General features: G+C 69.8%; 16 protein-coding genes. 7 read left to right on the forward strand and 9 right to left on the reverse strand.

What is annotated here, in order from left to right; all coding sequences use genetic code 11:
- The first annotated feature begins 2 nt into the window (after positions 1 to 2).
- Both KGA65_RS00445 and KGA65_RS00450 read left to right on the forward strand, forming a co-directional pair.
- A complete protein-coding gene (locus KGA65_RS00445) occupies positions 3 to 719 on the forward strand; it encodes a response regulator (protein WP_225861238.1) in 717 nt (238 codons plus the stop codon).
- Positions 716 to 2,191, forward strand: a complete 1,476-nt coding sequence (locus tag KGA65_RS00450; protein WP_225861170.1) for a sensor histidine kinase — start codon at positions 716 to 718, stop codon at positions 2,189 to 2,191. The genes KGA65_RS00445 and KGA65_RS00450 overlap by 4 nt, the downstream gene beginning before the upstream one ends.
- Here KGA65_RS00450 and KGA65_RS00455 read toward each other — a convergent pair.
- From KGA65_RS00455 to KGA65_RS00475, 5 genes are all read right to left on the reverse strand, one after another.
- Positions 2,167 to 3,606, reverse strand: a complete 1,440-nt coding sequence (locus KGA65_RS00455) for an MATE family efflux transporter (protein ID WP_225861171.1) — start codon at positions 3,604 to 3,606, stop codon at positions 2,167 to 2,169. The genes KGA65_RS00450 and KGA65_RS00455 overlap by 25 nt on opposite strands.
- The gene (locus KGA65_RS00460; protein WP_225861172.1) at positions 3,603 to 4,025 is read right to left on the reverse strand and encodes a DUF3717 domain-containing protein; all 423 of its coding nucleotides are present in this window, start codon (positions 4,023 to 4,025) and stop codon (positions 3,603 to 3,605) included. Before KGA65_RS00460 ends, KGA65_RS00455 begins: the two co-directional genes overlap by 4 nt.
- 73 nt (positions 4,026 to 4,098) lie before the next feature.
- Entirely contained in the window at positions 4,099 to 4,296 is a 198-nt protein-coding gene (locus tag KGA65_RS00465) for a hypothetical protein (protein ID WP_225861173.1), read from the reverse strand.
- A 77-nt stretch (positions 4,297 to 4,373) separates the two neighbouring features.
- The gene (locus KGA65_RS00470; RefSeq protein ID WP_225861174.1) at positions 4,374 to 7,073 is read right to left on the reverse strand and encodes a bifunctional acetate--CoA ligase family protein/GNAT family N-acetyltransferase; all 2,700 of its coding nucleotides are present in this window, start codon (positions 7,071 to 7,073) and stop codon (positions 4,374 to 4,376) included.
- A gap of 196 nt (positions 7,074 to 7,269) precedes the next feature.
- On the reverse strand, positions 7,270 to 8,391 hold the full coding sequence (locus tag KGA65_RS00475) for an aromatic ring-hydroxylating oxygenase subunit alpha (RefSeq protein ID WP_225861175.1): 1,122 nt from the start codon (positions 8,389 to 8,391) through the stop codon (positions 7,270 to 7,272).
- 268 nt (positions 8,392 to 8,659) lie between these two features.
- Here KGA65_RS00475 and xseB point away from each other — a divergent pair, with 268 nt between their 5' ends.
- The 4 genes from xseB to folE2 all read left to right on the forward strand — a co-directional run bounded on the left by xseB (position 8,660) and on the right by folE2 (position 12,632).
- Positions 8,660 to 8,899: an exodeoxyribonuclease VII small subunit gene (xseB, locus tag KGA65_RS00480; RefSeq protein WP_225861176.1), complete on the forward strand. Its 240-nt coding sequence runs from the start codon at positions 8,660 to 8,662 to the stop codon at positions 8,897 to 8,899.
- Entirely contained in the window at positions 8,896 to 9,780 is an 885-nt protein-coding gene (locus tag KGA65_RS00485) for a polyprenyl synthetase family protein (protein ID WP_225861177.1), read from the forward strand. The genes xseB and KGA65_RS00485 overlap by 4 nt, the downstream gene beginning before the upstream one ends.
- Before the next feature lie 50 nt (positions 9,781 to 9,830).
- Complete coding sequence (gene dxs, locus KGA65_RS00490) at positions 9,831 to 11,726, forward strand: 1-deoxy-D-xylulose-5-phosphate synthase (protein WP_225861178.1); 1,896 nt, start codon at positions 9,831 to 9,833, stop codon at positions 11,724 to 11,726.
- A 105-nt stretch (positions 11,727 to 11,831) separates the two neighbouring features.
- A complete protein-coding gene (gene folE2 / locus KGA65_RS00495; protein WP_225861179.1) occupies positions 11,832 to 12,632 on the forward strand; it encodes a GTP cyclohydrolase FolE2 in 801 nt (266 codons plus the stop codon).
- Between the two features lie 19 nt (positions 12,633 to 12,651).
- Here folE2 and KGA65_RS00500 read toward each other — a convergent pair whose 3' ends face one another.
- From KGA65_RS00500 to KGA65_RS00515, 4 genes are read right to left on the reverse strand one after another with little or no spacing between them, the layout of a single operon-like run.
- The gene (locus KGA65_RS00500; RefSeq protein ID WP_225861180.1) at positions 12,652 to 13,587 is read right to left on the reverse strand and encodes a glutaminase; all 936 of its coding nucleotides are present in this window, start codon (positions 13,585 to 13,587) and stop codon (positions 12,652 to 12,654) included.
- Between the two features lie 36 nt (positions 13,588 to 13,623).
- Entirely contained in the window at positions 13,624 to 14,319 is a 696-nt protein-coding gene (locus KGA65_RS00505; protein ID WP_225861181.1) for a GntR family transcriptional regulator, read from the reverse strand.
- A gap of 36 nt (positions 14,320 to 14,355) precedes the next feature.
- The gene (locus KGA65_RS00510; protein WP_225861182.1) at positions 14,356 to 15,732 is read right to left on the reverse strand and encodes an aspartate aminotransferase family protein; all 1,377 of its coding nucleotides are present in this window, start codon (positions 15,730 to 15,732) and stop codon (positions 14,356 to 14,358) included.
- A gap of 28 nt (positions 15,733 to 15,760) precedes the next feature.
- A complete protein-coding gene (locus tag KGA65_RS00515; RefSeq protein ID WP_225861183.1) occupies positions 15,761 to 17,095 on the reverse strand; it encodes a glutamine synthetase family protein in 1,335 nt (444 codons plus the stop codon).
- A 198-nt stretch (positions 17,096 to 17,293) separates the two neighbouring features.
- On the opposite strand from KGA65_RS00515, the gene aroQ reads away from it, so the two are divergent.
- Positions 17,294 to 17,743 (forward strand): type II 3-dehydroquinate dehydratase, encoded by a 450-nt coding sequence (gene aroQ, locus KGA65_RS00520; protein ID WP_225861184.1) that lies wholly within the window; start codon positions 17,294 to 17,296, stop codon positions 17,741 to 17,743.
- The last annotated feature ends 98 nt before the right edge of the window (positions 17,744 to 17,841 follow it).

Here is a 17,841-nt window from a genome sequence, read left to right on the forward strand (position 1 = left end):
CGATGCTCGAGATGGCCGTTTCCAAGCTGCTGCTGATCGACGACGACTCCCGCCTGACCGCCATGGTGGGGGACTACCTGCGGGGCCATGGCTTTGACGTGGACACGGCCGGGTCGCTGGCCGAGGGGCGCACGCGGCTGCAACTGGGCACCTACGATGCCCTGGTGCTGGACCTGATGCTGCCCGATGGCGATGGCCTGGATCTGACGCGGGAGTTGCGGGCCGATGCCCGGCTGCGGCGTCTGCCGCTGCTGATGCTGACGGCCCGGGGCGAACCGATGGACCGCATCGTGGGCCTGGAGCTGGGGGCGGATGACTACCTGCCCAAGCCCTTCGAGCCGCGCGAGTTGCTGGCCCGCATCAAGGCATTGTTGCGCAGGGCCACCCCGGAGCCGGTGGTCGAGGATGTGCTGCAGTTCGGTCGGCTGGAGATCGACCTGGGGGCCCGCGAAGCCCGGCTGGACGGCCTGCGCTGTGAGCTGACCAGCCACCAGTTCGATCTGCTGGCCGTGCTGGCCCAGAGCCCGGGCCGGGTGCTCAGCCGCGACCAGATCATGGATGCCCTCAAAGGCCATCCGCTGGAGGCCTTTGACCGGTCGATCGACGTGCACGTCTCGCGCATCCGCGCGGTGATTGAGGACGATCCCAAGAATCCCAAGCGGGTGCTCACCGTGCGGGGTTCCGGCTACGTCTTTGCGCGCCGGCAGGACTCGGATTGAAGTCGCTCTACCTGCGCATCTGGCTCACGGTGATCGCGGCGTTGGCGCTGTTTGCGCTGGCGTCGGGGTGGCTGTTGGAACGCCATCTGGCCCAGGAGCGCGCCCGAGCCGACGCCATGCTCACCGAGCGTCTGGCCGGCTGGGCCTCGCTGGTGCAGAACTCGCTGCCGGCGCGCAGCGCGCCGTTGCAGACCCAGGCCGAGGCGCTGGACGAGTGGACGCGCCGCCTGCACACGCCGCTGGCGCTCACCGACGCCCACGGGCTGCGCATCGCTGCCTCACGGCGCTACCAGGAACTGGAGGCCGAAGGACGGGGGCGGCCCTTGTCCGTTCCCCTGGACGACGGCCGCCGGCTGTCGATCATGCGCCCCGAACCCCACCTGTTGCCGCTGCGGCGGATGCCGCCGGTGCAGGAGGCCTCGGCACCGCAACGCGGCCCGGAAGGGGAGTGGGGGGGGCCGCCCGAGCGCGAGGGCCGCATGCCCGCCCCGCCAGGCCAGGCCGGTGCAGACGATGGCGGACGGGAAGAGCGCCCGCCCTTGCCGCCGCCGGGCTTCCTGCTGGGCCCCGCCGGTGAATGGCCGGCGAGCCTGGGGCTGGTGGTGCTGCTGGCCATGCTGTTCATCGCGGTGGCGGCCGGGGCCTATCCGGTGGTGCGCAGCCTGACGGGGCGCTTGGAGCGGCTCAAGCAGGGCGTGGAGGCCTTTGGGGCCGGCGCTTTGGCACAGCGTGTGCCGGAGGAGGGCCGTGACGAGGTGGCGACCCTGGCCATCAGCTTCAACCAAGCCGCTGACCGCATCCAGACGCTGGTGCAGTCGCACCAGACCTTGCTGGCCAATGCCAGCCACGAACTGCGCTCGCCGCTGGCCCGCTTGAAGATGGCGGTCTCGATGCTGGAGGACGCGCCCGAGGCCATGCGTGTCTCCTTGCGCCAGGAGATCAACGTCAACATCCGTGAGCTGGATGCACTGGTCGAAGAGGTGCTGTTGTCCAGCCGGCTGGAGGCCGGTGTGGCCATGGAGCTGGACGACCCGGTGGATGTGCTGGCTGTGCTGGCCGAGGAAGGCAGTCGGGTCGGCGCGCAGGTGGAAGGCCCCTCCGTTGCGGTGCAGGGCAGTGAGCGGCTGCTGCGGCGGGCGCTGCGCAACCTGCTGGAGAACGCCTGTCGCTATGGTGGCGCGGACATCCTGGCCCAGGTGGTGCCGCAGCCGGACGGTGAGCTGGCGCTGCGCATCTGTGACCGCGGGCTTGGCGTACCGCCAACCGAGCGGGAGCGCATCTTCGAGCCTTTCTACCGCATGGCCGGCCATGCCGAACGCGAAGGCGGCGTGGGCCTGGGCCTGGCCCTGGTGCGTCAGATCGCCCGACGCCATGGCGGGCGGGTGCGCTGCGAGGGCCGCGAAGGCGGTGGCAGCTGCTTCGTGCTGACCCTGCCGGCCAGCCGGGTTCAGGCCGACGCGGCCACGGCCTGAGGCCGGCGCCGCAGCACCCAGCCCTGCAGGGCCGTGAGGCCGGTGCCGGCCACCAGCAGCCCGACGGTGGCCGCCGTCCAGAAGCCGGGGGCGCCCTGCAGGCGGTCCGGCACCTGCCCCAGGACATTGAAGGCCAGCAGATAGCCGCCTCCCAGCCCGACGCCCCACAGCGACACGGCATACACCACCATCGGCGCCGTGGCGACCCGCCAAGCCCGCAGCGTGAAGGCGACGACCGTCTGCATCGCATCCGCCACATGGAAGATGGCCAGCCAGGCCAGCAGGGGCAGGGTGGCGGCCACCACCTGGGCATCGTCGGTGTAGAGCTGCAGCACCGGGGTGCGGGCCAGGTAGACCGCGCTGCCGACGATGACCGCCAGGCCGCAGCCCAGCCACAGGCCGTGCCAGCCCAGGCGGCGGGCGTCCTTCAGCTCGCCGGCGCCGATCTGCTGCGCGACCAGGGTGCTGGTGGCATTGCCCAGCGACATCGGCAGCATGAACATCAACGAGATCAGGTTCATCGCAATCTGGTGCCCGGCCACCGGCGTGGTGCCCAGGCGGGCGATGAACAAGGCCATGAAGCTGAAGCCGGTCACCTCAATCAGAAAGCCCGCGCCCATGGGCAGGCCCAGGCGCAACAAGCCCCACAGCGCGGGACGGTGCGGCGGCCGCAGACCCTCGCCGAACAGGCGAAAGCGGGCATAGAACCCGTCCCGGCGCAGCCACAGCCAGGCCCCCAGCACCTGCAACCAAAGCACCGCGGCCGTGGCCCAGCCGCAGCCGGCCACGCCCAGAGCGGGCAGGTGCAGGGCCGGCACGCCCGCCACCAGGGCCACCGTCAGCGGCACCTTCAGCAACAGACCGCCCAACTGCAGCAACATCACCGGCTTGGGGCGCGAGACCGCCGTGCTGAAGGCGCGGAACACCGCGAAGATCAGCGCGGCCGGCAAGGCCCAGGCCAGTGCATGCAGGTAGCCCCGGGTGCGCTCCGCGACCTCCGGCGTGGCCTGGGCCATCCACAGGAAGGGCTCGGGCTGCCAGAGCAGCAGCGCGCCCAGGGCCGACAACACCAGGGCCAGCCAGATGCCCTGGTGGGCCTGGTCGCCGGCGGCCTCATGCCGGCCGGCGCCGTGCAGTTGACCGGTGACGGGGGAGACCGCCAGCACCACGCCCATGAAGCCGATGATCACCGTCATGTAGGCCGCCGAACCGACGGCGAAGGCCGCCAGGTCCACCGCCGAGTGGCGGGCCACGACCAGGGTGTCCACGGTGTTGAAGGCAAGCACCGCCAGCTGACCGATGTAGACCGGCCAGGCCAGGGGCAGGATGCGCCGCACGCTCGCCAGCCAGCGCTGCAGCGGCGAGGCGACGGGGCGCGCGGTGGTGGCGACGTCGGTCACGGAGGGCGCGCTCATGCCACCCCTGGCGTGCGGCCGCCCGCGCGTTCGGCATAACGGTTGAAGCGCCAGGCGGTGCCCTCGGCGGTGATGCGCTGCCAGACCTCGCGCTTCTCGGCCGGGCTCAGCACCGGCCAGTGCTGGACTTCGTCTTCGGTGCGGCCGCAGCCCTTGCAGATGGCATCGCCCTGCGCCGTGGAGCAGATGGCGATGCAGGGGGCGTCGGGCGTGCTGTCGTACCAGGCCAGCCACGCAGCACGTGCGGCAGACGTCAGGGCCGCCTCGTCGATCCGGCGCTGCTGGCGGTAGACCAGCTGGGCATAGGGTTCGCCCAGCGCGCGAACTTCGGCACAGGCGGCCACGCCGTCGGGCGACGGGGAGCGTTCACGCCACCAGTTGATGGCGGCTTCGAGGTCGGAAAGGTGGATGCTGGCCATGGCCGTGTCGCGCAAGAAAAAGAGAGGCCGCCGCTGGGGCGGCGGTCCTTGCGGACAGGTCAGCCAGCGGCGTTCAGGTGGGCGTGCGGGCGGTCGGGGGCGCCGACCAGGCCGAGGCTCCCTGGGGCAGGTGAGTGGCCGCCGGGGCGGCATGGGCCTGCCGCCACTCGCGGACCCACAGGCCCCCCACCACACCCGCCACGGCCAGCACCAACAGGATGCAGGCGGCCCAGAGGCTCATTTGCGAACCGACTTCCAGATCCTCGAACATGGCGTCCTCCGGGTCTTGGCGGGTGAGCGGCCATTGTAGGAGACCGGCAGCCGCAACCGGTCACAGAGGAGATGAGGCTACAGAAGTTGGGTGCACAGGCGGAAGTCGGGATCTTCCGGATAGGGTTTGACCTCGAAGTGCAGGCCGCGCATCAGCCGCAGCATGCTGTCGTTGTTGGTCAGCACCAGGCCCTGGATCTCGCTCAGGCCCTTGGCCCGCGCCACATCCATGATGGAGAGCATCAGCCGCGAGCCCAGCCCCTGGCCGGCCATGTTGTCCGCCACCACCAGCGAGAACTCGCAGGTCGTCTGGTCCGGGTTGGTGATGTAGCGGGAGACGCCGATGATCTCCTCGCGGTCACTGAAACTGCCGTCGTCGTTCGCCTGGCGGTGGTGCCGGATGGCCACCAAGGCCATCTCGCGGTCGTAGTCGATCAGGGTGTAGCGGGCCAGCATGCGGGCCGGCATCTCCTGCATCGCGCTGACGAAGCGGAAATAGCGGCTTTCCGACGAGAGGCCGCGCACCAGGGCCTGCAGCATCTCGGCGTCGTCGGGCCGGATGGGGCGGATGGTGCACAGCCCGCCGCCCTTGAGCGGCCATTCCTTCTCCAGGCCGGCCGGGTAGGGCAGGATGGCCAGATGGTGGTAGGGCTGGCTGGCCGAAGGGGCGGCCTGGTCCACCACCACGCGGGCGTCGACCGCGATACCGCCGTGCTCGTCGACGATGATGGGGTTGATGTCCATCTCGCGCAGTTGGGGCAGGGCGCAGACCATCTCCGAGACCCGCAGCAGCACCTGCTCCAGCGCCTCGATGTCCACGGCCGGGGCGCCGCGCCAGGGCCCCAGGGTCTCCGCCACGCGGGCCCGTTCGATCAGCCGGCGGGCCAGGAACTGGTTCAGGGGCGGCAACTCCATCGCCCGGTCGGCGATCAGCTCGATCATCGTGCCGCCCGCGCCGAAGGTGATCACCGGGCCGAAGGGGTCGTCGGTGGTCATGCCGATGTAGAGCTCGCGGCCGTTGGGCTTGCCGCTCATGGGCTGGATGGTGACGCCGTGGATGCGGGCCCCGGGCTGCGCCTTGGCCACGGCCGCCAGCATGTCGTTGAAAGTGTCGCGCACCTGGGTGGCGGTCATCACGTTCAGGGCCACGCCGCGCACATCGCTCTTGTGGCTGATGTCCGGCGAATCGATCTTCAGCGCCACCGGGTAGCCCAGCTGGCTGGCGATCAGCATGGCCTCGTTGGCGCTGCGGGCCAGCATGGTGCGGGTGACCGGGATGTGGAAGGCGGCCAGCAAGGCCTTGGATTCCATCTCGGTGAGCACCTGGCGGCGCTCGGCCAGCACGCTCTCGATCAGCAGCCGGGCGCCTTCGGCATCCGGGCTGTCCAGGGTGCTCAGGGGCGGCGGGGTCTGCTGCAGCAACTGCTGGTTCTGGTAGAAGCTGGCCAGGTTGCCGAAGGCCTCGACGGCGGACTCCGGCGTGCGGAAGTTCGCCACCGCGTGCTGGGCCAGCAGGGTCCGCGCGCCACGCACGGTCTCGTCGCCCATCCAGCAGGCCACCACCGGTTTGCCTTGAGCGTGGGCCACGTCGGCCACCGCCTGCGCCACGGTGTCCGGCTCGGTGCCCGGCAGGCCGCCGGGCTTGGGCGAATAGATCACCAGAGCGCCGTCCACCCCCGTGTCGGCACTGGCCACCTGCAGCGCGGCGGCGTAGTGGGTGCCGGTGGCTTCCTCGCCCAGGTCGATGACCTGCCCCAGGGCGGCCTGCGGGCCCAGTTGCGGGGCCAGCTGGATGCGGCTGCTGTCGCCCAGGTGCGCCACTTCCAGGCCGATCTCGTTGGCCCAGTCGGCCGCCAGCACGGCGGGGCCACCGCCGTTGGTGATGATGGACAGCCGCTTGCCCACCGGTCGGTAGCGTGAGGCCAGGCACTTGGCGGCGGAGAACAGCTGCGTGAAGGCCCGCACCCGCACCACGCCGGCGCGGCGCAGCGCCGCCTCGAACACATCGTCCGACCCGACGATGGCGGCCGAGTGGGTGCGTGCGGCATGGGTGCCGGCCGGCTTGCGCCCGGCCTTCATCACCACCACGGGCTTGATCGAGGCGGCGGCCCGCAGCGCGCTCATGAAGCGCCGCGCGTTGCGGATGCCCTCCATGTAGACCAGGATGCTGTGGGTGGCGCTGTCGTTGGCCAGGTAGTCCAGCACCTCGGCCAGGCCCAGCGCGCTGTTCGCCCCCAGCGAGACGACGGTGGAGAAGCCCACGCCGTTGTGGCGGGCCCAGTCGACGATGGAGGTGGTGAGTGCCCCGGACTGCGACACCAGGGCCAGCGGGCCGGTCTGGCTCAGCGGGCCGGTGGCGCCGGCGTTGAGGTGGGCCGACGGCCGCTGGAAGCCCAGGCTGTTCGGGCCCAGCAGCGGCATGCCATGCCGGCGGGCGACGGCATGCAGGGTGGCACAGGTGCTCTGCGGCAGGCCGGAGGACAGCACCAGCGCAGCGCGGCAGCGGATGCGCCCGGCGATCTCCAGCGCGGCTTCGATCTGGGCGTCGGGCAGCGCGATGATGGCCAGATCGGCCCGGGTCTGGGCCAGCTCCGAGAGCTTGGCGGTGATCTCGCCCTCGATGTCCAGGCGGGTGATGGGGCCGCTGAAGCCGCTGTCTTCCAGCGATTGCAGCAGCACCCGCGCCAGCGGCATCGCGCTGTCAGGATGGGCCGCATCGCCAGCGAAGACCACCAGGGAACGGGGGGTGAAGAGCGGGGTCAGAAAGTGCTTGTCCACGGGCTGATGTCCGCGAGCGCGGTGCAGGTTCTGGAGATGGGCGCAGCATACGATGCCGGGCCCGGCTTTCGGGGGAAATGCGCGTCAGGGTTGCCCCCGATCAAGCGGGCGCCTGGGGCGATCCCTGAAAACAGCACGGGCGACCCGCAGGTCGCCCGTGGGCGGTGCCGGCGGGGCGGCCGGCACCAGTGGGGGCTCACCAGGAGGCGCGGCCCATGCCCATGACGCGGCGGTACCACTCATGGAAGTGCTGCATGCCATCCTCCATCGGGCTCTGGTACGGGCCGACTTCGTCGTCGCCGCGCTCGAACAGCGCCTTGCGGCCCAGGTCCATGCGTTCGGCGATCTCGTCGTCCTCGATGCAGGTCTCCATGTAGGCGGCCCGCTGGGCCTGGCAGAACTCCGGCTCGAACGCAGCGATCTCTTCGGGGTAGTAAAACTCCACCACGTTGAGCGTCTTCTGCGTGCTGACCGGGTACAGGGTCGAGACGGTCAGCACCTTCGGGTACCACTCGATCATGATGTTCGGGTAGTAGGTCAGCCAGATGGCACCCTGCTTGGGCGGCTGGCCGTCGTGGGCCTTGAGCACCTGTTCGCGCCAGCGTTCATACACCGGCGAGCCCGACTTGCTCAGGCCATCGAACACGCCCACCGTCTGCACCGAGTGGTGCTTGCCGAACTCCCAGCGCAGGTCGTCACAGGTGACGAACTGGCCCAGGCCGGGGTGGAAGGGGCCGACGTGGTAGTCCTCCAGGTAGACCTCGATGAAGGTCTTCCAGTTGTAGTCGCACTCGTGCATCTCGACGTGGTCGAGCACGTAGCCGGAGAAGTCCAGGTCGGCGCGCGGCCCCAGGTTGCCCAGGTCGGCGGCGATGTCGCGGCCGTTGTCCTCGAACACCATGCCGTTCCAGGTCCGCACCTTGTAGTTGTTCAGGTGCAGGCAGGGGTCGTGGTCGAAGTGCGGCGCACCCACCAGCCGGCCGCCGAGGTCGTAGGTCCAGCGGTGCAGCGGGCAGACGATGTTGGCCTGCGTGTTGCCGCGCCCGCGCAGCATGATGGCCTGGCGGTGGCGGCAGACGTTGGAGACGAGTTCGACGCCTTTGCTGGTGCGAACCAGCGCGCGACCTTCGCCTTCCTGCGGCAGGGCGTAGTAATCGCCCACGTGCGGAACGGACAGTTCATGCGCCAGGTAGCGCGGTCCGTGCTGAAAAATGAGTTCCTGCTCGCGGCGGAACAGGTCCTCGTCGAAATAGGTGCTGACAGAGAGTTGAGAGCGCGCGCGCTCCAGAGCTTCCAGCGTGATGCTCAGGTTCGACATGATCCCCAGGATCTCCAAAAAACATGTCTTCAAACCCCCCACCCGGTGGCCCCGCGGGTGGGAATGAAAAAGCCCCCACCGGTCAGGGTGAGGGCAAATTTCATTCTAACAAATTTGGGTGAGGACGTGCCGCGGCAGTCATTGATGGTGATCAATGCGGCCGACGAATTGCACCTTGTTTGCCGCCGTGTTTCTGTTTGGTTGCTGCTCGTTTTCCTGGGGTGGGCCCGCCCTGACTACAATTCATGACCGAATTTCCACTGCGTCCATGTCATCTTCCCGTACCGCCACCAAGGCCGCCGACCCTGCCAGCTATGAAGAAGCGTTGGCCGAACTGGACCGCCTGCTGCAGGCGATGGAAGGCGGCCAGTTGCCGCTGGACCGGTTGCTGGAAAGCTATCAGCGCGGCAGCCAGTTGTTGACGTTTTGTCGTGAACGGCTGCAGGCGGTGGAGGATCAAATCAAGGTCCTGGAGGAAGGGCAGCTCAAGCCCTGGACAACGGAATGACTGTGAAAGAACCGGAGAGTTGGGTCCGCGAGACCCTGGCGTCCGTCGAGCGGGCGCTGGAGCGTTTCGTGCCGGCCGATGCCCCCGCGGGCCTGGGTGAGGCCATGCGCTATGCCGTGCTGGAAGGTGGCAAACGCCTGCGTCCCTTGCTCGTGATGGCCGCTTGCGAGGCCGTCCATGGCGACTGCGAGGCCGCCTTGCGTTCGGCGGTGGCGGTGGAGCTGATCCACGCCTATTCGCTGGTGCATGACGACATGCCCTGCATGGACAACGACATGCTGCGCCGCGGCAAGCCCACCGTCCATGTGCAGTTCGGCGAGGCCCAGGCCATGCTGGCGGGCGACGCGATGCAGGCCCTGGCCTTCGAGGTGCTGACCCCGGACGAAGGGGTGGATCCGGCGCTGCAGGCCTGCCTGGTGCGTCTGCTGGCCCGCGCCGCCGGCCACAAGGGCATGGCCGGTGGCCAGGCCATCGACCTGGCCAGCGTGGGCAAGCCGCTGTCCGAAGCCGTGCTGCGCGACATGCACCGTCGCAAAACCGGTGCGCTGCTGCAATGCAGCGTGCTGATGGGCGCGGCCTGCGGTCGGCCGGCCGAGCCGGTCTGGCAGGCCCTGAGCGACTTCGGTGCGGCCATCGGCCTGGCCTTCCAGGTCATGGACGACATCCTGGACTGCACGCAGGAATCGGCCGTGCTGGGCAAGACCGCCGGCAAGGACGAGGACGCCAACAAGCCCACCTATGTCTCCGTGCTGGGGCTGGACGCCGCGCGCACCTACGCGATGGACCTGCATGCGCAGGCCCTGGCCGCGTTGCAGCGCTCCGGCCTGCCGGGCGAGCGGCTGGGCTGGCTGGCGGGGCTGGTCGTGGACCGTCAAAGCTGATCCCGGTCACCATGGAACGCACCCTCGTGCCGGTTTCGGAGCATCCCCTGATGAGCAAAACCTCTGTGCTGGACCAGGTCCAGAGCCCCGACGACCTGCGCAAGCTGTCCCGGCCCCAGCTCAAGCAGCTGGCCGATGAACTGCGCCACTTCCTGCTGCGCTCGGTCAGCAGCACCGGGGGCCATCTGTCGTCCAACCTGGGGACGGTGGAGCTGACGATTGCGCTGCACTACGTGTTCCACACGCCCTATGACCGCCTGGTCTGGGACGTGGGCCACCAGGCCTATCCGCACAAGATCCTGACCGGCCGCCGCGAGGCCATGGCCTCGCTCAAGCAGCTGGGCGGCATCAGCGGCTTCCCGCGCCGCAGCGAGAGCGAGTACGACACCTTCGGCACCGGACACTCGTCCACGTCGATCTCCGCCGCGCTGGGCATGGCCCATGCGGCCCGGCTCAAGGGCGAGGACCGCAAGGCGGTCGCCATCATCGGCGACGGCGCCCTGACCGGGGGCATGGCCTTCGAGGCCTTGAACCACGGCGGCTTCCAGGGCTCGGCCGGCCTGCCCGACATGCTGGTGATCCTGAACGACAACGACATGTCGATCTCGCCGCCGGTAGGGGCGCTCAACCGCTACCTGGCCCGGCTGATGAGCGGCCGTTTCTACGCCGCAGCCCGGCAGGGCGCCAAGACGGTGCTGAAGAACACGCCGCTCTACGGTCTGGCCAAGCGCTTCGAGGAGCACACCAAGGCCATGGTGGTGCCCGAGGGCACGATCTTCGAGGAATTCGGCTTCAACTACGTTGGCCCGATCGACGGCCATGACCTGGACGCGCTGATCCCGACGCTGGAGAACCTGCGCGAGGCCAAGGGTCCGCAGTTCCTGCACGTGGTGACCAAGAAGGGCTGCGGCTACAGCCCGGCCGAGGAAGACCCGATCAAGTACCACGGCCCGGGCAAGTTCGACCCGGCCGTCGGCCTGGTCAAGCCGGTCACCCCCGCGGCCCTGACCTTCACCCAGGTCTTCGGCCAATGGCTGTGCGACATGGCTGCCGCCGACGAGCGCCTGGTGGGCATCACGCCCGCGATGCGCGAAGGCTCGGGCATGGTCGAGTTCGAGCGCCGGTTCCCCACCCGTTACCACGATGTGGGCATCGCCGAGCAGCATGCGGTCACCTTTGCCGGTGGCCTGGCCTGCGAGGGGCTCAAGCCCGTCGTGGCCATCTACAGCACCTTTTTGCAGCGTGGCTACGACCAACTGATCCACGACGTGGCGCTGCAGAACCTGCCGGTGGTGTTCGCGCTGGACCGGGCCGGCCTGGTGGGGGCCGATGGCGCCACCCACGCCGGGGCCTACGACATCGCCTTCCTGCGCTGCATCCCGAACATGAGCGTGCTGACGCCGGCCGACGAGGCCGAGTGCCGGCGCGCACTGACCACGGCCTTCCGCCAGAACCACCCGGTGGCCGTGCGCTACCCACGTGGCGCGGGGGTGGGCACGGTGCCCGTTGCGGAACTGGATGAACTGCCCTGGGGCAAGGGCGAGGTGCGCCGCGAAGGCCGCGGCGTGGCCATCCTGGCCTTCGGCACGCTGCTCTACCCGGCGCTGAAGGCGGCCGAGACGCTGGACGCCACCGTGGCCAACATGCGCTTTGCCAAGCCGCTGGACAAGGCGCTGGTGCTGGACCTGGCCCGCCGTCACGAGGGCCTGGTGACGGTGGAAGAGGGCTGCATCGCCGGCGGCGCCGGCAGCGCGGTGATGGAGGCGCTGGCCGAGGCCGGCGTCACCGTGCCGGTGCTGCAGCTGGGCCTGCCCGACGAGTTCATCGAGCATGGCGACCATGGCAAGCTGCTGGCCCTGTGCGGGCTGGATGCCGCCGGCATCGAAGCCGCCGTGCGCCGCCGTTTCGGCGCCCCGCTGGCGCTGGTGAAACCCGCTGCGGCCTGAGTTCCTTCGGCTCATAGCACAATCCAGGGTGGCCGGCATCAACCCTGCGTCTGCAGGGATGCCGGTTCGCTGTCACATTGGCAGCCTGAATCCCCTGCCGTTCCCATGAATACCCTGACCGACGCCCTGCACATTCCCGACACCCAGAGCGAGCGCGATGAGCGCCATCTCGCGATCCAGCGCGTGGGCGTGAAGGACGTTCGCTACCCGCTGAACCTGCGGGTGGCGGGGGCGGTGCAGTCCACCGCGGCGCTGTGGAATCTGGACGTGGCGCTGCCGGCCGACAAGAAGGGCACCCACATGTCGCGCTTCGTCGCCTGGCTGGACGCTCAGCACGAGCCGCTGGACGCCGCCGGCCTGGCCCGCCAGCTCGACGTGATGCTGGACAAGCTGGGGGCCAGCGACGGCCGCATCGAGGCCCGCTTTTCCTTCTTCATCCGCAAGAAGGCCCCGGTGTCGGGTGTGCAGAGCCTGCTGGACTACGCCGGTGCCTTCATCGCCGAGCGCCAGGCCGGCCGCACGGCCATCTGGGCCGAGGTGGGCGTGCCGGTCAAGAGCCTGTGCCCCTGCTCGAAGGAGATCTCCGATTACGGCGCGCACAACCAGCGTTCGCTGGTGACCATCCGCGTCGAGCTGAAGGACCCGGTGGCCGGTGCCATCGAGTGGCAGGAGCTGGTGCGCTTTGCCGAGGAATCGGCCTCCAGCGAGATCTGGCCCATGCTCAAGCGGGCCGATGAAAAGTGGGTGACCGAGCGCGCCTACGAGAACCCCAAGTTCGTCGAGGACCTGGTGCGTGACGTGGCGCTGCGCCTGAATGCCGATGCCCGCATCGGCCACTACCGGGTGGATGTCGAGAACTTCGAGTCCATCCACAACCACTCGGCCTGGGCGCGCATCGAGCGCTGAACCCGCCTGGCCCCCCGGGTCAGAACAGCGACTGCCCCGTCAGGGTGGTGAAGCGCTCCAGCGCGTAGCTGCCGGCCAGCGAGTTGCCAGAGGGCTCCAGCTCGGGCGACCAGACGCACACCCCCAGCTGGCCCGGGATGTGGCCCACGATGCCGCCGCCCACGCCGCTCTTGGCCGGAATGCCCACGCGGAAGGCGAAGTCCCCCGCGGCGTCGTAGGTGCCGCAGGTCAGCATCAACGCCGAGAGCCGCTTGGCGGTGCTGGCGCTGACCACCTGCTCGCCGTTCCAGGGGTTCACCCCGCCGTGCGCCAGGAAGGCCACGGCCCGCGCCAGGTCCACCGCGTCCATGCGGATGGCGCAGTGCCGGCAATAGGCCGCGATCACCTCGTCCACCGGGTTCACCAGGTTGCCGAAGCTGCGCATGAAGTGGCCCATGGCGCGGTTGCGCTCGGCGGTGGCCATCTCGCTGCGGGCCACCCGGTCGTCGTACTGCAGGCCGGCATTGCCCGAGAGCCGGCGCACAAACTCCAGCAGCGCGATCTCCGGGTTGACGAAACGGGTGCACAGCACGTCGGTGACCACCAGTGCGCCGGCGTTGATGAAGGGGTTGCGCGGCTTGCCCTGCTCGGATTCCAGCTGCACCAGCGAGTTGAAGGGGTTGCCCGAAGGCTCGCGGCCCACCCGCCGCCACAGCGCGTCGCCCACACACTGGTAGGCCAGCGTCAGCGCGAACAGCTTGGAGACCGACTGGATCGAGAAGGGCAGGCGGGCATCGCCGCAGGTGCTGACCGCGCCGTCCAGCGTCACCACCGCCATGCCGAACTGGTCCCCCCGCACCTTGGCCAGTTCGGGGATGTAGTCGGCCACCTGGCCCTGGCCCAGCAGGGGCTGGATCTCGGTGTGGATCTGGGCGAGGACGGTCGGGTAGTCGTGGGCCGGGGCGCTCTGGGACATGGACAGCAGAAAGGGCGAGAAGGGATGAGGCCCAGTCTAGCCTCGCCCCTTGTCCGAAGCCCGCAGGCTGCGGCGCAGGAACTGCCCGGCCACGAAGATGTCCTGCTCCACCGCCCGGCGCGCCCCGGCGCTGTCGCCGCGTGCCAGGGCCTTCACCAGCGCCTCGTGCGCGTCGTTCAGCACCGCGCCCGCCTCGGGCGTGTCGAACAGCCGGTTGGAGATGGGGCCGGCCTTGAGCCACAGCGTGTCGATCAGGCCGAACAGTGTGGGTGAGCCGGCGGCCTTGTACAGCAGCACATGAAAGTCCTCGTTGGCGGCCAGGTAGTCATCGCCGTCGCCGCGGGCCAGGGCCTGGGCCATGCGCTGGCTCAGCGCCTGCAGCCGGGCCTGTCCCTCGGCGTCCAGGCGCAGCGCGCCGCGCTCGGCAGCCTCGCCTTCCAGCAGCATGCGCATCTGCAGCAGGTCGTCGAACTCCGGCACCGAGAGCTTGGGCACCGTCACGCCGGCGTTCGGCACGTTGACCAGCGCCCCCTCGGCGGCCAGACGCTGCAGCGCCGCCCGCACGGGCATCTGGCCCACGCCCATGTCGGCCGCCACGGTGCGGATCTTCAGCCGCTCGCCGGGCAGGAAGCGGCCCACGGTCACCCACTGCCGCAGCGTGGCGTAGATCGCGTCCTGGTGGGTGGCGGCCACCGGCGGGGCGGGGGTGTCGTTGTCGGCGGCGGTGGGCATGGCAGCGGGGCAGGGCGGGGACGCGCAGTGTAGGGCTCAGCCCGGCCGGGTCTCGCCGACGAAGGCGTCGAAGGTGTCCACCAGGCGGTCCACATCCGCCGCGGCGGTGTCGGGGCAGACCAGCATCATGTTGTGGAAGGGCGTGATCAGCAGGCCGCGGTTGAGCAGGTACAGGTGGACGATCTGCTCCAGCGCCGGGTCGAGGATGGCATCGGCCTGGCTGCCGTTGCGCGGCGGCGTGGGCGTGAACTGGAACTCGGTGCGGGCGCCCACCTGGGTCACGCACCAGGGCAGGCCATGGCGGGCGATGACCTTGCGCAGGCCGTCGGCCAGGCGCTCGGCCAGCGTGGCCATGCGGGCGTAGGCGGCCTCGGTCATCACCTCGGCCAGGTTGGCGCGCATCGCGGCCAGGGCCAGCAGATTGGCCGTCAGCGTGGTGCCGATGCCGCTGTGGCCGGGCGGGGCGTTGCGCTTGGCCTGCTCGGCGCGGCGGGCCGCCTCGGCCGAGAAGCCGTAGACCGCGCAGGGCACGCCACCGGCCACCGGCTTGCCCAGCACCAGCAGGTCCGGCTGCAGGCCGTGGGCCCGGGTGTAGCCGCCGGGGCCGGTGCTGATGGTGTGGGTCTCGTCGATCAGCAGCAGCGTGCCGTGGCGCCGGCACAGGGCCTGGGCCGCCTCCCAGAAGCCGGGCTCGGGCAGCACCATGCCGATGTTGGTCATGGCCGGCTCGGCCAGCAGACAGGCCACCTGGCCGTCGGCCAGTGCGGCCTCCAGCGCGGCCAGGTCGTTGAACTCGACGCTGCGGGTGGTGCGGGTGATGTCCACCACCTGGCCCAGCAGGCTGTCGCGGGTGCGGGGCTGGCCGTCCACCAGGTCGACGAACACGTCATCCACGGTGCCGTGGTAGCAGCCGTTGAAGATCAGCACCTGCTCGCGGCCGGTCAGCGCCCGGGCCCAGCGGATGGCGAAGCGGTTGGCATCCGAGGCGCTGAGCGCGAACTGCCAGATGGGCAGGCCGAAGCGCCGGGCCAGTTCCTCACCCACCCAGACCGCGTCCTCGCCGGGCAGCATGGCGGTGATGCCCTGGGCTGCCTGGCGCGCCAACGCGGCGGCCACCGGCGCCGGGCTGTGGCCGAACATGGCGCCGGTGTCGCCCAGGCAGAAGTCGGCGTAGGCGTGGCCGTCCACGTCCTGCAGCCGCGCGCCCTGGGCGCTGGCCACATGCAGGGGAAAGGGGGTGGACCAGTCGTTCATCCAGTGCAGCGGCACGCCGAACATCAGGTGCCGGGCGGCGCGCTGCGCCAGGGCCTGGCTGCGCGGGCGGGCGGCGGCGTAGGCGGCGCGCTCGCGCTGCTGCAGGGTGGACAGGCGGGCTGGGTCCAGGCCGGCGCGCAGGGTCGGGGCAGTGTTCATGTCGGTGGGCGTCAGGGTGTCTCGGGCCTCAGACCAGCAGCAGCAGGTGCTCGCGCTCCCAGGAGCTGATCACCCGGTTGTAGGTGGCGTACTCCAGCTCCTTCACGGCGCAGAAGGCGTCGACGAAGCTGTCGCCCAGCACCTCGCGCATGGGGGTGCAGGCGCGCATGCGCTCGATCGCATCCTCCAGGTGGCGGGGCAGTTCGTGCGCCACATTCCAGGCGCTGTCGCGGGTGGGCTCGGAGGGCGTCAGCCGCTGCACCATGCCCAGGTAGCCGCAGGCCAGGGTGGCGGCCATGGCCAGGTAGGGGTTCACGTCCACGCCGGGCACGCGGTTCTCCACCCGGCGCGCGGCCGGGCCGGACTTGGGCACCCGGATGCCGCAGGTGCGGTTGTCGTAGCCCCAGCGCACGTTGATGGGCGCCGACATGAAGGGCGCCAGCCGCCGGTACGAGTTCACATAGGGCGCGAACATGGGCATCAGCTGCGGGATGTAGGTCTGCAGCCCCGCGATGTAGTGGGCGAACAGCGGGCTGGCGCTGCCGTCGGGCTGGCTGAAGATGTTGCGTTCCTGGTCGTCGTGGATGCTCTGGTGGATGTGCATCGCGCTGCCGGGCTCGGCCTCCATCGGCTTGGCCATGAAGGTGGCGAAGATGCCGTGGCGCAGCGCCGTCTCGCGCACCGTGCGTTTGAACAGGAAGACCCGATCGGCCAGCTCCAGCGGTTCGCCGTGGCTGAAGTTGATCTCCATCTGGCCCGGGCCGGCCTCGTGGATCAGGGTCTCGACGCCCAGCTGGTGCAGCTCGCAGAAGTTGGAGAGCTCCATGAAGAAGGGGTCGAAGTCGTTGACCGCGTCGATCGAGTAGCTCTGCCGTCCGGCCTCGGGCTTGCCGGTGCGGCCCAGCGGCGGCTGCAGCGGCTCGTGCGGGTTCTGCTGGCGGGCCACCAGGTAGAACTCCATCTCCGGCGCGACGATGGGCTTCCAGCCACGGTCGGCGTACAGCTTGAGCACCCGGCGCAGCACGCCGCGCGGCGACAGCGCCACCGGCGAGCCGTCCCATTCCTGGCAGTCGTGGATGACCACCGCCACCGGTTCGGCCGCCCAGGGCACCAGGCGCACGGTGGCGGCGTCGGGCACGCAGACCATGTCCGGGTCGGTGTCGCCGACGAAGGGGCCGTTGTCCGGCTGCTGGCCGTTGACGGTGTTGAGCAGCACGCTCTTGGGCAGGCGCATCTCGCCGGCGGCCTGGAACAGGTCGCGCGGCAGGATCTTGCCGCGGGCGATGCCGGTCATGTCGGGGATCACGCACTCCACCTCGTGGATGCGGTGCTGGGCGAGGAAGCTGTCGAGCAAGGACACCATGGGCCGGTCCGGAGTCGCGAAGGCGGCATGCTAGCAGCAACCGCAAAAATGTGATCACAAATAAAAGATTGGAATGATTTTTAGCCAGATTCAGGCTCGGGTGTGATCGAAACTGGCGGCGGCTCGCGGATCGCTCGCTGAGCGTCGTCGGGCGGGCGACAATCACCGCCTGTCCCTGACCCTTGCACGCCGCCACCCATGTCCATCCTCGTCCTCAATGGCCCGAACCTGAACCTGCTGGGCACCCGTGAACCCCACATCTACGGGGCGCAGACGCTGGCGGATGTCGAGCAGCGGCTGGCCGCCGAGGCCCAGGCGCTGGGCGTGGGCCTGCAGTGCTTCCAGAGCAACCACGAGGGCGCGCTGATCGACCGCGTCCATGCCGCCCGGCTGGATGGCACGCGCGGCATCGTCATCAACCCGGGCGGTCTGACGCACACCAGCGTGTCGCTGCGCGATGCGCTCTCCGGTGTGGCGCTGCCGGTGGTGGAGGTGCACATCAGCAACATCCACCGGCGCGAGGAATTCCGCCACCACTCCTTCATCTCCGGCATCGCCGAGGGCGTGATTGCCGGCCTGGGCACCGAGGGCTACAGCGCCGCGCTGCGCTACCTGGTGCGCACCTTGGGGCCCGCGCCCACCGCCTGACCCGGGTTTTCCCGGATTCACCCCTGACCGGCCGGGGACGAAGTGTCAGGAAAGGATGACGGCCATTCGGCCTCATCCGATCCTTCCACGCTTCGCAG

Origin of the sequence: Ideonella benzenivorans (assembly GCF_020387415.1) — a bacterium.
Lineage (GTDB): Bacteria > Pseudomonadota > Gammaproteobacteria > Burkholderiales > Burkholderiaceae_C > Ideonella > Ideonella benzenivorans.

Excerpts from the sequence above, each read along its gene's own strand:
- KGA65_RS00460 (WP_225861172.1), bottom strand. The coding sequence starts at position 4,025 with ATGGCCAGCATCCACCTTTCCGACCTCGAAGCCGCCATCAACTGGTGG.
- KGA65_RS00455 (WP_225861171.1), bottom strand. The coding sequence starts at position 3,606 with ATGAGCGCGCCCTCCGTGACCGACGTCGCCACCACCGCGCGCCCCGTC.
- KGA65_RS00515 (WP_225861183.1), bottom strand. The coding sequence starts at position 17,095 with ATGGTGTCCTTGCTCGACAGCTTCCTCGCCCAGCACCGCATCCACGAG.
- folE2 (WP_225861179.1), top strand. The coding sequence starts at position 11,832 with ATGAATACCCTGACCGACGCCCTGCACATTCCCGACACCCAGAGCGAG.
- KGA65_RS00475 (WP_225861175.1), bottom strand. The coding sequence starts at position 8,391 with ATGTCGAACCTGAGCATCACGCTGGAAGCTCTGGAGCGCGCGCGCTCT.
- KGA65_RS00485 (WP_225861177.1), top strand. The coding sequence starts at position 8,896 with ATGACTGTGAAAGAACCGGAGAGTTGGGTCCGCGAGACCCTGGCGTCC.
- dxs (WP_225861178.1), top strand. The coding sequence starts at position 9,831 with ATGAGCAAAACCTCTGTGCTGGACCAGGTCCAGAGCCCCGACGACCTG.
- KGA65_RS00500 (WP_225861180.1), bottom strand. The coding sequence starts at position 13,587 with ATGTCCCAGAGCGCCCCGGCCCACGACTACCCGACCGTCCTCGCCCAG.
- KGA65_RS00510 (WP_225861182.1), bottom strand. The coding sequence starts at position 15,732 with ATGAACACTGCCCCGACCCTGCGCGCCGGCCTGGACCCAGCCCGCCTG.
- xseB (WP_225861176.1), top strand. The coding sequence starts at position 8,660 with ATGTCATCTTCCCGTACCGCCACCAAGGCCGCCGACCCTGCCAGCTAT.
- KGA65_RS00505 (WP_225861181.1), bottom strand. The coding sequence starts at position 14,319 with ATGCCCACCGCCGCCGACAACGACACCCCCGCCCCGCCGGTGGCCGCC.
- KGA65_RS00445 (WP_225861238.1), top strand. The coding sequence starts at position 3 with ATGCTCGAGATGGCCGTTTCCAAGCTGCTGCTGATCGACGACGACTCC.
- aroQ (WP_225861184.1), top strand. The coding sequence starts at position 17,294 with ATGTCCATCCTCGTCCTCAATGGCCCGAACCTGAACCTGCTGGGCACC.
- KGA65_RS00465 (WP_225861173.1), bottom strand. The coding sequence starts at position 4,296 with ATGTTCGAGGATCTGGAAGTCGGTTCGCAAATGAGCCTCTGGGCCGCC.